This window comes from Chelativorans sp. YIM 93263 (genome assembly GCF_028767125.1).
Classification (GTDB): domain Bacteria; phylum Pseudomonadota; class Alphaproteobacteria; order Rhizobiales; family Rhizobiaceae; genus Chelativorans.
Genome location: NZ_JAKCWP010000009.1, coordinates 131,790 through 148,056 on the forward strand (window position 1 = coordinate 131,790; position 16,267 = coordinate 148,056).

At 56.7% G+C, this 16,267-nt stretch carries 13 protein-coding genes and 1 pseudogene; 1 reads left to right on the top strand and 13 read right to left on the bottom strand.

Features of this window, described 5'->3' with window-relative positions:
* The 3 genes from LY631_RS17465 to LY631_RS17475 form a co-directional block, all read right to left on the bottom strand.
* Positions 1-1,002, bottom strand: coding sequence for an ATP-binding protein (locus LY631_RS17465; protein ID WP_274426870.1), 1,002 nt, complete (start codon positions 1,000-1,002; stop codon positions 1-3).
* A gap of 90 nt (positions 1,003-1,092) precedes the next feature.
* On the bottom strand, positions 1,093-3,348 hold the full coding sequence (locus tag LY631_RS17470) for a hypothetical protein (RefSeq protein ID WP_274426871.1): 2,256 nt from the start codon (positions 3,346-3,348) through the stop codon (positions 1,093-1,095).
* Complete coding sequence (locus tag LY631_RS17475; RefSeq protein ID WP_274426872.1) at positions 3,345-3,938, bottom strand: hypothetical protein; 594 nt, start codon at positions 3,936-3,938, stop codon at positions 3,345-3,347. Before LY631_RS17475 ends, LY631_RS17470 begins: the two co-directional genes overlap by 4 nt.
* Between LY631_RS17475 and LY631_RS17480 the strand changes: the two genes are divergently transcribed.
* Positions 3,937-4,263 carry a hypothetical protein gene (locus LY631_RS17480; protein WP_274426873.1) on the top strand — a complete coding sequence of 109 codons (327 nt, stop codon included), beginning with the start codon at positions 3,937-3,939 and terminating at the stop codon, positions 4,261-4,263. The genes LY631_RS17475 and LY631_RS17480 overlap by 2 nt on opposite strands.
* Positions 4,264-4,978: 715 nt before the next feature.
* Here LY631_RS17480 and LY631_RS17485 read toward each other — a convergent pair.
* The 10 genes and pseudogenes from LY631_RS17485 to LY631_RS17530 all read right to left on the bottom strand — a co-directional run.
* A pseudogene (locus LY631_RS17485) lies at positions 4,979-5,141 on the bottom strand (class I tRNA ligase family protein); the annotation flags it as partial.
* A gap of 415 nt (positions 5,142-5,556) precedes the next feature.
* Positions 5,557-6,093, bottom strand: coding sequence for a hypothetical protein (locus LY631_RS17490; protein ID WP_274426874.1), 537 nt, complete (start codon positions 6,091-6,093; stop codon positions 5,557-5,559).
* A gap of 24 nt (positions 6,094-6,117) precedes the next feature.
* Positions 6,118-6,846, bottom strand: coding sequence for a hypothetical protein (locus tag LY631_RS17495; RefSeq protein WP_274426875.1), 729 nt, complete (start codon positions 6,844-6,846; stop codon positions 6,118-6,120).
* 195 nt (positions 6,847-7,041) lie between these two features.
* Positions 7,042-7,383, bottom strand: coding sequence for a DUF6634 family protein (locus LY631_RS17500; protein WP_274426876.1), 342 nt, complete (start codon positions 7,381-7,383; stop codon positions 7,042-7,044).
* 180 nt (positions 7,384-7,563) lie between these two features.
* Positions 7,564-9,495 (bottom strand): AAA family ATPase, encoded by a 1,932-nt coding sequence (locus LY631_RS17505; protein ID WP_274426877.1) that lies wholly within the window; start codon positions 9,493-9,495, stop codon positions 7,564-7,566.
* A 64-nt stretch (positions 9,496-9,559) separates the two neighbouring features.
* Entirely contained in the window at positions 9,560-10,180 is a 621-nt protein-coding gene (locus LY631_RS17510) for a hypothetical protein (RefSeq protein ID WP_274426878.1), read from the bottom strand.
* A gap of 132 nt (positions 10,181-10,312) precedes the next feature.
* The gene (locus LY631_RS17515; RefSeq protein ID WP_274426879.1) at positions 10,313-10,735 is read right to left on the bottom strand and encodes a hypothetical protein; all 423 of its coding nucleotides are present in this window, start codon (positions 10,733-10,735) and stop codon (positions 10,313-10,315) included.
* 1,038 nt (positions 10,736-11,773) lie between these two features.
* Positions 11,774-13,432 carry a DNA cytosine methyltransferase gene (locus LY631_RS17520; protein WP_274426880.1) on the bottom strand — a complete coding sequence of 553 codons (1,659 nt, stop codon included), beginning with the start codon at positions 13,430-13,432 and terminating at the stop codon, positions 11,774-11,776.
* Between the two features lie 767 nt (positions 13,433-14,199).
* A complete protein-coding gene (locus tag LY631_RS17525) occupies positions 14,200-14,844 on the bottom strand; it encodes a response regulator (protein WP_274426881.1) in 645 nt (214 codons plus the stop codon).
* Position 14,845: 1 nt separating this feature from the next.
* Positions 14,846-16,225: a sensor histidine kinase gene (locus LY631_RS17530; protein WP_274426882.1), complete on the bottom strand. Its 1,380-nt coding sequence runs from the start codon at positions 16,223-16,225 to the stop codon at positions 14,846-14,848.
* Positions 16,226-16,267: the final 42 nt, after the last annotated feature.

Sequence of the window (16,267 nt, forward strand, 5' to 3'; positions counted from 1 at the left end):
TCAAACCTTTCGGCGGCGTTTCGGGGCAGGGGAGACCTCTTCGGCTGGACGATCTCGGACAAGAGCAGCCGAAGGCTGAAGCATTTGCCAGTCGGCGCGAAGAAATACGTTCTCGTCCTCAGTACAACCGGAGAAGCGGCTGTAAGCCGCCGCGAAATGTCTCGCCTTCACCTGTCCGCCTGCAGCTTCATCGAACATCGCTTGCTCGATCGCGCCGCGGACGAGTTGAATTACAACGCCGAAGCGGCCGTAGGCGGCGTGGAGCAGGCGGTGGATGAACTCGTCTGGCAGGGCCGAGGCGAGCTGCATTTCGGCGTGCTTTGTCACCATGTGTTCGATCATCTTTCGTACGGAGACGGCGTCTTTCGCAAATTCCAGGTTGCTGAACTCGAAGATGCGGGATCTGCGCATCAGCTGCACATCGGATGAGACCAGGCGCGCGAGTGTCGGAATACCAGACAGGATGAAACACACAGGCCAGTCCGGCTGTTGCATGACGTTCTTGATTGTATCCGACAGCTTTTGCCGTTCGGTGTCGTTCAGCGTGTTCACGGCATGCTGCATCTCATCGATGTGAATGAACATCACCTTGCGAATCCGGATCTGCTGACGGACGAGCTCCCACACCATGTGTTCTTTGATTTCTCGGGAGAGGGGATATCCCAACGCCCTAAGTACTTCCCGCCCCAATTGCTTCAGCGTGCAAGGGGAGGGGGCCACGACGCTGATCAGGGGAGATGTCGAGATGCCATAACGGTCCTGGTAGGGCTGAAATTCGGCTCTTTTCGCGATGATGCGTTTGAGAAGTGTCGTCTTCCCCGCCCCGGAATCTCCGATGACCACCAGCGCCGACCCATCGCGGCGTACGCTGTCGTGCGAGCTGGCGGCATTCTGGATGAGCATCTCGATCTCAGTTGCAAGAGCCGCATCCGTTGGAGTGGAAACGTGCTTCGAGTGCAGCTTTGCAAGGCGTTCTGCCCGGTCACGTGTTTTGTCGGGCATTGCCGATCTCAGACGGGCGAGCGCCTCTGCGGCGTCTTCTGGAAAGTGGATTTGTTCCAAAGTCTCCATAATTGAGTTCCTTTCTCTTCATCAGTCGTCGAACGACCAGTCATCAGTGCGACCGGCTTTATCGGATCCGTCGTCATCATCGGCGTAGGGTTCGACGTCCATCGCGTAAGGGGACGGTTGCGGTTCCGGCATTACAGGGGTGGCGCGAACGTGATCGTCGTCGGGATTGAGGTCGTCGACCGGTGGGTCTTCCCACCATCTTTCCGGAAGGGTGATGATTTCGCCACCCGGGGGCGCATGGACCTCACCGTCATCCATGATCTCGAATGTACGGAAGTGGGTACGATCGACTTCACGGAAGTATTCCCTGTTCATCACTGGTGAGCCAAGTTCGGCGCGTTGGGCAGCCATTTCGCCGTAGGCCCGGCATTCGGAAATTGCCTCGGCGACTACTGCTTGGGAAACACGGGCATTATCGGCGTGGACACGGGAGAGATGTTGGACGGCGGCAATCCATTCCCACACGCTGACGCCCTGAAATCCGTCGAATCGTGGCAGGGCCGCCGCCCATCCGCCGCGCTCCTCGTGCCAGAACGAGATCTCGCCGAGATCGAAACGGTTCACGCGGATGTGGATGGAGGGATTTGCCTTCGAGGCCCGGATCTTTTGGAGCAACGGCGACTGGTAATGGATCCCGAGGAAGCGGACACCTTTGCTGCCAATTCTGCACTCGCAGTGGACCCCGAAGATGCTCCGACGCTGAAATGGAGCTGGCGGTGGAGTGACCGGATCCCGCTTTGTCATGCGGAGCCACGCGTTGCGGGGCGTTTCGCCGGCAAGGCCCGTATGCGGCGTATTGTGATAGGCATCCACAATGGCGCGGACGAGAAGGCGGTTCAGTTCCTCCACGGAGATGGACGCGTTGCCTTCCGAGTCATAGTTACCCCGGAGCACGACGTTCGCAAATGTCTGTCCAGTGTACCAAGCGAGGAACCGCTGTCGAATGGTCAGGAACATCCGCTCCACGGTTCCCCGCAGGTGTGGCTTCCCTGAAGGCGGGATAACAGCGTTGCCGGTCAGCGCCAGAACCGTCGCCTTGAAAGAGTTGGCCACATAGGCAGCGCCGGCGTCCGTATAGACGCATTCCGGCGTGCCATGCATTTCCCAAGGCGTTTGGGCTCCCACTGCGTCTGCGATGTACTGCTTGTCATGGACCGCCATCTCCAATGTAGCGATGGACGACTCCGCCGACGGCGGCTTGTCGATAAACCGCATTGCCAGAATGCAACGCGTTGCAACGTCAATCGCGATCGACAGCCAGACTCGGGCGGGTTTGATCGCTTCTTTTTCTTTTTCGGAAAGAGTGTTCCAGATGCCGATATCCATAAGGATCGTCATCAACTCCACTTCGTACTCATCCATCTCCACGCGCTGCAGAGGACGTTCGACGTCGATGCCTGTCTGGGTGATCTGGAGCTTCCTTGTCGCGTAGTCCGTGCCCATTCTTCCGGCCAACACGAAAAAGTGGTCGAGTTTGTCGATCATGGTTTCGAAGGTGCGGCGGCTCGGCGAACGGAGAGGTTCCAGGCCTTTCAGCGCCCGTTCCTTGTTCAGCAAAAACAGCTCCGCATTCATGTCTCTGAACAAGGTGGCCTTCGATGGCTTGTTCGAGCTGGCGTACCCCGCCGCCCACTTGCGGTGGATTTCAGTTTCCTCGGCCGTGAAACGCGACGGGCGCGTGCCGGGATACCGGTAGCCGTCTCGGAGAGAACGGGCGTCAAACCCGGCTTGCTCGTATCTTTTCAACCAGCGACGGAATGTGCGCGGCGATACGGCAGCGCGCCGTACTTCTTTGGTTCCTCCGCGAGGTTTCCTGCCCTTTGCGCACGCCTCGGCGTCATCGAGTTCCGTTTGCCGTGCACGCATGTATTCGGCGAGGGATTCATCCGAGCGGGAGTAACGGCCTTCGGCTTCGAGGCGGAAGAAGTCATGGATCAGAGAATGTCGCCAGAGGATAGTATCTTGGACCTTCTCGCTCAGATCAGTAACCGGAAGTGCGCTGTGTTCGGCGCGAACATGCGCGTCAGACCCGCGAAACCAGTCCGTGTCGACGTTCAGTTCTCCATCGGCGATCTTGCGGTAGACGAGTTCATGCGAGAAGTGCTCGACCAGTTCCGGGTTGTCATGGCGGCGGAAGACATGCCCGCTGGAACTTTTTCGGTCATACATGTACGCCGTGTTTCCGATCTTGATACGATCGTGCCGCCCGAAACGGTAAAAGGGAACAACCGGAGCGTGCGATCCGATGGATGCAATGGTGTTTTCAGCGAAGCTCATCTGAAATCTCCTTGTGCTGCGGCAAGCACGTCGTGGTTCACGCGCACGTACGTGTGGCCACCGATGCGCGTGTGCAGAGAATCGCGCGCGACCGGTTCGAGGACGCCCTCATCGATCAGGCACCAGAACGCAGTCCTGGCGAGGCCGGGATCCAACGCTGCTTTCAGCAGGTCGTGGACACGGACCAAGCCCTCGATTGTGGAGGCGATGCGCAGAAGCCTGGCGCAATCCTCCTCGTTGCGCATCCGCCGTGCCCTGAGTACATTTTCAGCGTTGTACACGCGCGCCCGGCTAATCTGCCTCTCGGTGAGGATGACCGCCTTGTCCGCGATGCGAGCCAGGCTCTGCCGCCGGATCAGCTCAATCTCGACGTCAAGGCGTGTTCGTCTGACGCGCCAGAAAGGCTTTACGGCATAGGCTACCCGGCAGCCGTCGTCGAACACCGCGAGAAGGTCAAAGGTGTGTTTGCGTTTCACCCTCTCATGGTCGACGTACCAGACCGCTTTCGGCTGCTCCCAGAGTTCGCGGACGTCACGTCTGGCCAGCAAGACCGTCATCGCTTTGGCCTCAAGGAGGCTTTCTGCGATCATGCTGCGGTTCGACGCGGCGTTTGCGACGCTAGCGCGCGCAGACGCCTTCGTTTTCCAGTCGAAACGTCGGGAAGCGTTAGAGTCTCCGGGCGGCACCCAAACTTGGGTCATGCTCAAGACCTCGTTCGCGCGGAAGGCACGGTATTTCGCACCCTCCTCCCGTGGTCTCGATCACCCGACCCGTGAACAGGTGGTCAGGACGCAGAAACGTCGTCGTCGAGGTAATGTTTCCCGACGCCAGGGCAATGCCCGCACGACGATCATGGAGATGTTTCAGAAAATGCCGTTCACTCATGAAGCTGTCCTTTCAATGCAATGCCGTTGATGCTTGATGAAAGGACGATCCGGACGCCGATGCTGGACATCGGCATGAACACATACCGATGTTTAGGCCTTCGCCGTGCGGTCGTCCCGCTCAAATATCGATATGCGTTTCGTCATGGTGTTTCGACCTGTGGCTGCCGATGGGGCGCATCGGGAGGAGGCTTATGTCAGCATGAGGGAGGAAGATCAAGATCCCGAAACCGGCGGGATGTTCTCTACAAATGTCATGTGACGATTCGGCAACAGTGAGGTGTCCGGGCTTAAACTCTGTGCTTGCGGGATCTTGGGCGCATGGCGATCACGTGCAAGAAGGATACCCCCTATTTCCGCTTCCGCCCCCTACAAGCCGTCGAAGATTGGCTCGCCTATCCCTGTGGCTTCTACGAATCCGGAGCGGACGTGATATTGGCCGGACAAAAAGGTTGGTAAAGCTGATGGAATGTCCCAGACCGCCTTGGGCGCTCCGGATCAGGCTGAAATGTAAGGTGGTCGATCTCCAGCGCCCGTTCGAGATGTGCCCACGTTGCCGCTTCAAACTCTTCCGGCCTCCTCATGGGTAGAGCCGATCCGTGCACCTTTTTCGTCTAGACAATGAAAGCGACCAGTCAAACGGCCGAATATGATCAGAATACGTTTTACGAGGCGTGGAGACTCATTATCCGGCGCTACGGGATCTACAATCCATACACGCAGAGTGGAGTCGAGCTGTTGAGCGAGAGGATCCGGGTCGATAGCGTTTCCGAGTGACTTGCCAACTTTCTTGCCGTCCACGGTGACATAGCCATGCACGAGGATACGCGTTGGAAGCGGCAACCCAGCCGACAACAGGACGCCGATGGCGTGGAAGCGTAGAATGCCCTTTCCAATAACGTGCTCACGAAAGGAGGCGGTGAGCCAAAAACGAGAGAAGTTGTCGCCAACAGTCGCGAGAACGTGATGAGCGTCTACGGCCAATCGCTCGCCCAGCAGCTCAACGCTTCGTTCAGCTCCGGCGGCCGGAGGTGAGGGGAGTAGCCATGGACGCCCAGCGCGTTGGCGAAGCGGCTCGCCATCATCGACATCATCCTCCTTTTGGGGGGCTGGTGATGCCTAACACCGAAGTCCACTTCATTCTTAATGCCGCAAGCTCTCGAGGACCGCTATGTCTTCGAGACCGCTGACCGTGGCCTCGCCGTCAAGGCGTCGACGGGCAGATACGATGACCACATGCTTCAGTTCATCAATTACGTGGTCGCTACCTACACAGCCAACCCTCCCACCAACCGCATCGAGGTGCCCAGTGATTGCAGCCTGCTTATTCAGACTCCTGGTTTACTGGCGGTCTCGGTTTTGTCTTGGGCGGCTTACCTGTGAAAAGCGATTTGGTTGCGAGTCCCTTCACTTGATCCGTGAAGCCTGGAATAACTGCTATGGCTTGCTTCACCACATCCGACGAGGCAAGTTCATGCCATGGGCTGCCATGGGTATCCGTCTCCACAAGACGCAGGGGAAGTTCATCAAGGCGAGATAATGCTGATGTGAGCAGCTTCGTCTCCATATCCTTATCAAACCTCGCGGCCTCGCGCCGAAAACCTTCATATGCGCGAGAGATAGAGGCTTTGAAGGCATAGTCCTCCGCGAGCCGGAACCGCTGACCGATCTGTTTCGTTGCCAGCCACGCAAACCAGACCGGCGCGCCGACGGACAAGATAGACAGGACCAGATTCAGTACTATGATCGACGTAGATGCGTTTGGATTCCTGAAAAGTTCTGAGAGTGCGCTCAACTGCTCCGAACCAAAATAGCTACCGGCAATAAGAGCGGTGACGAGACCGACGACCCAAATCCACATCGATGTAGCCAAGGCGTTAGATCGCTAACTAAATGCGGCAGCCAACCCAACGCTGGTGGCGGCAGAGTAAGCTGTCTCGCAGCGCTCTAGAACGGCGTTGGCTTCTTCCAAACTCCTCTGTAATTCCTTGTCGAAATTGTCCGCATCCGTCCGTACGTCTACAATGCGCCCCTGATCTTGGGTGGCCTCTCGGAGGAGATCCTCGATCTTTTGCCGCGCTTCGGACAGCGATTCCAAGTCCGTGGGCAACTGATCGGCGGCATTGTAAGCCTTCTCAATTCTCTCCACCATCGCCGCTAGCGAAGCAGTGCGGGGACTTAGGTCTTTCAGTCGAGCTTCCATACCGCGCAACTGAACAGTCAGCTTTTTCAGCCTGCGTCTAGCTTCTTCATGATCATCTTGCCTCAGCACTGGGGAAAGTGCTTTTTCTAGGCCTCTCAACGTAAACAGATACGCTGGTACGGCTTGATTTGCGTTGGTCCATAGCTGAACTACTGTGCCAGACTGTAGATGCTGCAGACGGCGCACGTAATCTTGTAGACGCGCCTCATGATCGCCAACCTGATCCCCACCTTCTTCCTCTATACGATCAATGATAGATTGAGTTTCTTCGATCAGTTCTACACGTGTAAGACCCGGAAAACTCCAGTTGTTATGTGCGATTCCGAAAGGCTCGTCATTCGGAATTTTTGTTTCCAGTACTGCTATGATCTTCTCTAGCTGTTCCTTGATTGCCGTGAGTGCCTTATGCAAGTCCCCCCCCATTGATGGTCACCGTTGCTGAACGAGCGTCACATAGGCGGCGCGGGATGTCTAGCGACCAGCTTCTTGCCACTTGCCCACGGCAGAGGCTCAGGCCCTGCCGGGGGCAAGCAGATTACCCTGGGCAAGGGAAAGCCTGCGCAAGGGCATTGAGGCTCACGAGGAACCAATCCTTAGAGGCGCTTTCTACTGGGCCCTGTCCGGCGGGACGCCTTGGGGCAAGCCGAGCCTGTAATACCTGGATAATGTCCTGGCATATCCGAGCGTCGGTGCGAAAGCGAAAATCGCGGTCGTGATGCCGAGGTCGCCTTCTTCGATATGCGGGTGTCCCAGAACTCTTCCAGACAAACATACGGAAGGCCTCAATTTCAGGCTCCAGCCTTCGATCATCGGCGCATTCGACAACGCCGCATCGTCGGGATGATTTCCATTGCGGATTTGCTCGAGATCGTTGGCGAGCCTGCGAAGTCGCTCGATTTCGAACTCCAGACCGGGAACATGTGCCCGGTCGTCGGATACCATGATCATGAATGTCTCCTTGCGCCAGCGGACCGTCGCTGGCGTGAATGTTCTATTGTTGGATATGTGAGTGTGTGGGGAGACAGCGTATGAGAGGGCCGTGCTTTGCGAGCAGCTCCGGAACCTTGGCTTGTAAGCTCCGTGTACGCTTCACGAGGACCGAAGAGGGGATATCCATTGACATCCTCCCTAAGCCATCTTCTTTTCAGCGCCGGGCATGCGTCCCTGGAACGACTGCCGTGCGAAAATTTCTGCGACTTCGTCTCCGGATAGCTGCCGCCGTCGTAAGAGTTCTTCTGCGATCTTTTCGAGCACAGATCGGTGTTTGCCAACGATACCCTTGGCGCGTTTGAACTCTCTGGACAATACGTTGTCCACCCGTCGCCGAAGGTCGGGAACTCTTCGGAGCTGAGCCGGCACGTCGTCCTCGGTCATTCCTACGAGATAGGTGAGATGCTCCCCCAAACCGAAGGAAGCTTCCATCAGCAACGCGTGGACCGTGGCTAGGTGGAGGTCAGCCCCCTCTCGGCCGCCTCCGCCTGCAGAGCGGGATCCTAGAATAACTTCCTCTGCGGCGAGTCCCCCGAGTTGCATGGCGATTTTGTTCAGGAGATTGGATTTTGTCATTTCCGGAAACGTACTTTCGCTGAAGCACATTCCACCCCCGGACTGCAGCGTGTCTCCCCCGAGTTCGAGCGATTTGGCAATGGAGACATGTTCAAGCTGGCCGATCTCCAGGACATGTCTGACGACTGCGTGCCCGGATTCGTGCACCGCGTATCTCCAGAGCAGTTTTTCAGGAAGAGCAAACCGCTTCGGCAGGCCTGCGACCAAGTCGGCGACCGTCATCGAGCGACGAGCACGGCGCGCGTAACGGCGTGCATCACGTGAGAGCTGTTCCAGTCGAGCTCCCGTCCAGCCTTCGGTTCGATCAACGACTTCGGACAGGTCGACACCGACAAGATTGTCTCTCAAGTGCCACCTCAGGATCCCGTCGCGAGCATCCCGATCGGGGAGGGGAATGCGGATATGCCGATCAAGTCTCCCCGGCCGGACCAAAGCCGCATCCAGCTTCTCCGGATAGTTCGTTGCTCCGATCACGACGACGCCTTCACGCCCACCCACGCCATCGAGGCACTCTAGAAGCCCATTGACGACTTCCGTGCTGTAGTGGGTGTTGTCGCCCGAAAAGCGGGCCCTGTCGCCCACGCTATCGATCTCGTCGATCAGAAGGATTGATGGGGCATTTTCCATCGCTTCCGCGAATGCCGCGCGCATCGCTTTCAGTAGGTCACCTAAGTGACCCCGTGCTTGCCACTGTGCCACTGAGGCCGCTACCAAATGGACATCGCAGGTACGCGCCAGAGCTTGAGCATATGTGGTTTTGCCACACCCCGGAGGACCGCTTACCAGAGCTCCACGATCTACGTCGTCCCAAGGAACATTGCCTGCTCGCCAATCGTCGAGGTCCGTAGCAAGCTCCTTTCCCCAATCGCTGGCTTCGCCCATGCCACACAGATCGTCCAACTTCGGCCCTGATACCAAGCTTCGCTTGGGACCGGCGACCCGCGTCATGGCCTCAATGGTTTTGGTGATGTTCCTTCCTTTCCGCCACGCAGCGGCGGCGATCCGGAGAGGGAACTCCGCGATCTGGGTAGCCTGTTCGCCTGTAAGTGTCTGGCCGAAGAAAAGCTTTGCCGCCGCTCGGACATGCCGCGTGTCCGGTTTCTGAATTTGGATGACGGCATCGGCAATGCCATCCACGCCGTCGGGGAGGGACTCGCAGGAGTCCGCCAACAGGATGAGCTTCTCATGCCCGGCCACCGCCTCCAACAGATTGTAGCTTCGGTTGAATTTTCGTCGGGTGGCTTGAAACACTTCGATCCATGCATCGTCGATCTTCGTCCGGCGGCTCGGTTGCCAGCCATGAAATGCGCGGTGGACGACCTCGTGGTAGAGATCGAAATCCTGCGAATTGGGGACAAGCAGCGCCAGGACCTGCGGCTCGCCATTACGAAAGATCTGCTCCTGCCGGACCGAATGGACGATTGAGCAAAAGGCCAGGAACTCGGCTGGTTTGCGCAGCTGTTTCGGTACTTTGGGTTTTCGCTTACGGCTCATTGGAGTGACTCCGGATACGCCCGGGACAAGGTCCGGTTCATCAAGTTTCGGGGAAAGGACGTTGTCAGTCGCGCCAGCGTCTGACGGAGGTTTCCGGTCCGATCAACGCTTCATCGAGATCGACTTCGACAAAGCGGTTCAGGATCAGCGAGGAGAGACCTGCTATCGGCCGCGTCTCCTGGAACGCCGGAAGGCAATCGGCCACCGACAGTGCTCCGTGTTCGCCCAGCGCCGCCAGAAGACGGCTGCGGTCTCCAAGAGCGCAGTGCCACCGGGAATCTCGAAGCAGGTCTATGGCGTTCCGCAGCCGGTAGCCGCTGCTGACTTCCTCAGCGCACAAGGAGGCATATCGATATCCTCGGGACGTGACCTCATGGGCGATCCATGAGGGTGGAGTTCGATCCTTCGCCTGTTTGACATCCATGATGACCAGTTCACCGTCCTTTTCGACCAGGAAGTCTGGGATGTGAACGTCGGTGCCATTTTCCAGCACCAAAGGCAGACAGGTCCATGAGATCACCTCCCGGTCGACATCCAGCAGGCAACCGAGGTTCCGGGCTGATTGGTTCCGGAACAAAGGATGATCGAGGCATCGGACCGTGCCGTAGGGATGAAACGAATGTTGAGTTGCTTCGGCCCGGATGGAGGCAAGAAGAGTCTGATCGGCGGTGGGGAGAGTGGTCACAGGACACTCCATACGCAAAACACAAGCATGAGACGCCGCCAGTCAGCGGTGTCGGCACCTGGTCAAACGTATGAGGCGTATGAGCATCCTGTTCATAATGACAAGAACAAATAGAGAACAATTTTCGGGCTGTCAACCCGAACCAGGGCCCATTTGAAAACCGGCGGGAAGATGCCCGGTTTCGGGGAGGGTGATAGTTTTCTCGATGCGCTTTTGCTGTCGGGGTGGAATCAACCATCGGTTCTGCTGTGGGTTGAACAGGCCCGGCAACGTGAAATACCGATGAATGCGCAAAAAGTCCTTTGTATTCATCGTTGCGACAGGGGCGTCTTTGACAATGGCCGTAGCGGCGATCGCGAGATCCTGCCCAAGCTTCAACCGCTTCGCATTCAAGGCGGGTACGCAAAGATGTCGCAAGGCTGGAACGCAAGTCATTCGGGCATAAAGGCGGGCTATTCTCGCGTCCATTTCAAGGAACGGAATATCCGACGCAAGGATGTCATCGAGCCATGAGGACAATTCTGATGCCTTTTCGGGATTCGCATCTTCCAGCATGGTGATTCCCCGCTGTATTTCGAATACAGCGGAAAACGGAAGGGATATTGCTCTCCCTTGATAGTCAATCCAGCGCACGAGATTAAGGTCAGGATATTTCTGCTTCAGATTGCTGAGGACGCATGTGTCTAGAATGAACATTAAGACGGGCCTTAACGTGCCTTGAGATCGTTATTTTCCCGCCAGGTCTGTTTTCTGGAAAAAGTAGTTAATAAACTGCAAATAGTCATGCGGGGGCTACTCAATTGAGTTTTGACAGCCGCAGCTGACATGATCCGTCCTTGCCGACTGCAATGCGAACGCCGAACACCCTCGAGTTGACGAATCAGTCTGGCCGGGGAGCTGACACGCCTGGCACCAAACGCAGATGACGGATTCGGGTCGAGAAATCCTGTTAATCGGCCTGGAACAATTATCCCGTTCTGAGCCCCGGACGACCTCCTCCACAGTGCGGGCAGCGGCGTTGGAAGATGTCCGAGCATAAATGCCGGCAGGTGACGCATTTTGCCTGCCGATAACCGAGCCGAAAGAATTCGCCATGGACTTTTCATGGCTTCGCGAATTCTTCTATGGGCTCTCGCGTCACAGCCGTAGTAGTATCGGTTCTGGGACTCAGTCCCAGTTTGGGTGCTAATTCAGAACGCGTGATCCTGCAAAGGCGGTAAGGATTTCCTATGGCAAAGAATCCATCCAGGAGAGGTCTTGAGCAAAAGGATTCGAATTCGTGGATGGTCGAGGACGCCCGCGTGCATTTCGATGCTCTGCTTACGGCGGCTTCTCAAAGGGGACCGCAGCGAATTATTGACGATGACCGTGAGTTCACGGTCAGCTTGTCTCGTGCTACGGCGACGCCGATAGGTAACAAGCTGTTGTCGAAGGGCGGTCCAATCGAAAATCACTAGCCTCTATCACCGTGACGGTCGGACGGGGGAAGCCGTCTTGATGGATAAGTGGCGCATTCTGCTTCGCACGGACCAAGCGAGTACGTATCCCAGGGTACAGAGATCATGGTCCTCGGCGTCAACCAGCGCCCATGCGCTATGTCTCCGGAAGCTGAGACTGACGCAGAAACGTTTTCGGCAACGGCTTTTCATCTTCCTGCAGGCTTTCGACCATCTGCTCGTATTCGACATTCGGGTCCAGCATCGCCGCAAAAGCACCACGAGCGTACATCATATCGTCGTCAGGAAAGAGTTCGGCGCGCACGTAAGTTTGAAACAGCTCGAACTCTGCGAGGTTCACCAGTGCCCTGCGTAGTTGTGACCTCCTTACGGTGGACATCTTATTTGCCGCTGTTGCCGGCAGAGATTTAAGGGCCCTCAGCTCTTCTTCTGCGCTTCCGAGTTTCCGCACGTGCAAAAGCTTTTTGGCGGCGCGGAGGTCCGACAGTTCCTGACTGATGTCTTTGCCCCGCAATCCCTTGGCAGTTTTAAGCCAACGTTTGTACCTTTTGAGTTCGACAGCTTTCATCCTCCATTCGGCTTTCGCAATCGCGTTGGGTTCGATTGGATTGGCCGGAACCTTTCTTCTGGCATGATCGACAATCGCGCGTCCTATCGCTTGGGCCAGCGGTGGAGGAACGGAATTCGCCAGCATCTGCTGCCGGCTGCGCGCGACTGGAGCAAGCTCGGTTTCGGACAAGCTCCCGTCTTCTGGCGAAGGGAGCTTCCAATCCCACCACTCAGGGTATCCTGCGAGGCGCGAGAACTGATGAAACGTAAGCTGCTGTAGCTTCCTGAGGTCGACAGGATCACCGATGGTAGGCCGATAGTACTTCGACAGCCGGTCAGTCGATGTACGGATAAGGGTAGGGGAGGGCCTGTCGGTTCTCTGAATCGCTCCTGAGGCCGCGCCTCCGGGTGAACGGTAGTAAAAGCGTGTGTTGGGGTCTCGCTCTGATAAGCATTTCAGATCGCGCTTGCGCAACCGATAGCTCCCATATTCGGGACTATCCTTTGACACCAGGTCTGGGCATTCTGCGTCCAGGGAAAAATCTTCAAATTGGGTACCAAACTCGTTGCCCAACAGATCCGCGACGGACATGCGTTCACGAGATTTGTACTGGTTCAAGTAAGCGTGGAGCCACCCGTCTGTCTCTTCTAGGCACCCGGCCAAGATAAGACGCTCTCGGTTCTGTGGCGTGCCGAAATACGAAGCGTTCAATACAGTTTCAGTAAGACCGTACCCGCCAAGTTCGAAAATGGCACGTGCTCGCCAGTAGACCTCGGAGTTACGAAGTCCCTTTACGTTCTCCATGACAAAGTATCTCGGGCGTGCAGCGGCCACGAGAATAGCGAATGCTTCCGTCAAGCTCGAAAGCGGACTCTCATCACCTTCTCCCTTGCCTGCCGCCGAAAACGGTTGGCAAGGCGGACCGCCGAATATGATATCCGGACGGTCCAATGCGATTTCCGGAGCTGTGTCGATCACCGCCAGCAGATCGGCCACATGATGTGGAAGATGACTTTTATGTATGCGACCGCGTTGCGACTTTCTTCCAGCCTCTGCGGCCGACTGCTCCACCGGCGGGCGAAACATTTGTATCGGGTTCTTCACGTCCTTTATGTTTGCCCGGTGGATGTCGATAACCGCTGGGTCGTGATCCAGGGAACGGATGATCTTCACGCCTGCAGATTGCATGCCATAGGCGAATCCGCCTGAGCCGCAGAAAAGGTCGATTCCTCTCAATGCCAGCATTCCAAGCCCCTGTTTCCCCGCTTGGGAAATTGGCTGCGGAAAGTTGATGGCTCGTTAATCCGTACTCCTGGCAAGACCGGACGGGCTTGCGGGCGATCTCCTTGGACCTGCCTCGCTCGCCAGAATGCTCGATCGTAGGCCGCTCCCCCAGTTTCGCTCAGAGCGTCATCCCGATCCGGCATACCGATTGGGATTGATGCTGAGCGGAACAAACCCGATTCTCCATCCCATTCGACACAGCGGAAGCGGTCCCGGCAGTCGAATCGCCGTCTATGCGCAGCAGGGGACAACATGCGCTGTTCCGGCGGCTACGACGTCTGGCATCGATCCATGAGGCGGAAGGCTTTCGATTTCAACGGAACGGCAGCATTTGACGCATTCTATCCGACAGCCGACCGTCTCCGAGCCAGGGCCAGCTTTTCGCCGAACCAATTATGCGCGCCCACGTGCCCGCGTTTCCAGAGCGAGTATACTTTCGGCTTGTGTGGGGCCGACTACAGTCGGTCCGGGTTCGAAGGATTCGGCGGTTATCTGCCGTTCCGCCGCCGAACCCAGTTCAGCTGTTCTGAGCTGGCCGCGCCAGATCCACAAGCCGTCGCAACAGAATTTTGGACGGAACGATTCCAAAAATCCGATCTTCCTTGAAGCAGTGGTGCTTTGGCAAACAGCGCATTCGACAGCAAGCATTCCAGGTCGTTGCACTCGAGAGAGATGAGTCAGTATCTGCTGAACTGCCCACGAGCCCTGATGCCGAGCAGCATGCGGTGTTACATGTCCTCTGTCCATACTTCCTTTGCGATCAACGATGCCTCGAGTCTGTTCCTCACCTTGAGCTTCTCCAAGATACTGGAAACGTGGAATTTCACGGTTTTCTCAACGACGCCCAATTCGGCGGCAATTTCGCGATTGCTCATGCCAGTGGCGACCAGGCGAAGAGTACGTTCCTCCTGTGGCGTCAACAGATTCAGGGCGCTAGATTTTTGCTGCTTGTCCTTATTCCTGGCGACCAGCCGCATCGCGAGGTTGGGCGTGACGAACATTTCGCCTGCCGAGATCTTCTTAAGCACCTCAATCAGGTCATCGGTAGTAATGCCTTTCAGGACATAGCCGACTGCCCCTGCATCCACGGCCTCAAAAAGGTCATTACCCTCTTCCGAACCGGTGAGCATCACGACTTTCGGAGGATTATCCATCGCTAGGGTTTCTCGAGCTGCTTCGAGCCCGTTTCCCGGCATCTCGATGTCAAGTAGAGCGATGTCCGGCTTTCGGTTCCGGGCGAGTTCGATAGCTTCTTGCGCCGTTCCGCCTTCGCCGACTATATTGAATTGGCGCTCGAGTTTAAGGGTCTGAATCACTCCGGCCCTGAAGAGGGCGTGGTCGTCGGCCACTATTACAGTGGTTTGCTTATCCATCCTAATCTTCTTCCCCAGACAACGACAGCCTCATTTCCACCCTCGTGCCTCCCCCCGGCATCGAACTGACGGTTAAGGTTCCGCCGAGGCTTTCCACCCTCTCGTGCATTCCGATCAAACCAAGCCCGGCTTCAATGCTCGATCGGGATTCACCACTCCCTGCGTCGCGAACGGAAACTGTCAGCATCGAGCCAGACCAACTCGCGGACACCGACTGTCCTAGGCCGAGGGCGTGTTTGAAGGCGTTGTTGAGACCTTCTTGGACAAAACGATAAACGCAGATGTTTACGGCTTGAGGGAAAGTTTTGGTCAGCGTCTGGCACTCAACCGAAACGTCTGTATCCGTGCGCTTCTTGTGCGAAGCGACGGCAAGGCCCACCACCTCGCATAGTGGCAAGTTTTCGATCTCCGGAAGCATCAAACCTTTGGAGATTGTCCTTATGTCATTAATTGCTTCTGCGATTGTAAACTCAAGCGCGTCGAGATTGCCTTGCCGCTCTTCGGGAGACCTCGCACGGCGAATATGCCCCACCTTCAGCGCTGCCAGCCCCATCAACTGTGTGGGACCGTCATGTAGTTCGGCACCAACACTGCGAAGGTATTTCGCGTTGAGTTCAGCGAGGCGGCTGGACGCGCGTTGTGCACGCTCCTTCAATGTCCTGTTCTGTTCCGACACAGTTCGGACATGTCTTATCTTCGCGTGAAGGTCCCTTCTTTGCTCCTGAATTGTGCGGTTTGCCCGATAGACTATGCCGAACAGAGCGGCCATCACCATTGCTGTAACCACGATGGTAGCCATCCAAGCTTCGGCTCGCACACGAAACAATTTGGACGCGAGTACCGCGGGCTGCTCGTGGACTTCGGCTACCGCTATAATTCTGCCGGTGAGATACTCGCGCAGCGGGACATATATTTCCAGGTACTTTTTTTCGAACTGCCGCGACACATGCTCCGCGGCATCAAGATCCGTGTAACGCGCGGCAACATCTCCATTCAGCGCCGCGAGTAGCCCCTCGGGCGGGGGAAATCGTTGGCCGACAATCTGCCTTGATTTCGAATAAACGACCAAGCCGTCAGGCTTCCAGATGTCGATATGAGGATACCTGTTCTCAAACGTCTCGGAACCGAGCAGGTCATCAAGAGAGGCTGAGGCCGTTTCGGGGAAAACCCTTTCATTCGCCAGCTCCTGCACAAGGGGGGACAAGATATTCTCCATGAACAGTGCCGAGGATGTCGCGGTATTCTCAACAGCTGCTTTCGACACGATCCCCGCAACCAAATAGCCGGCGAGGGAGGCTGCGGCCAGCATTACCAATCCGCCTGCAACGGCAAACTGGCGCATCAGGCTCCACGATCGGAACCCCTCGACAGTGCTCTTCATCCTGTTAGCCATCCTCCCCCTGAGGGCTCAGCAGGACGTATA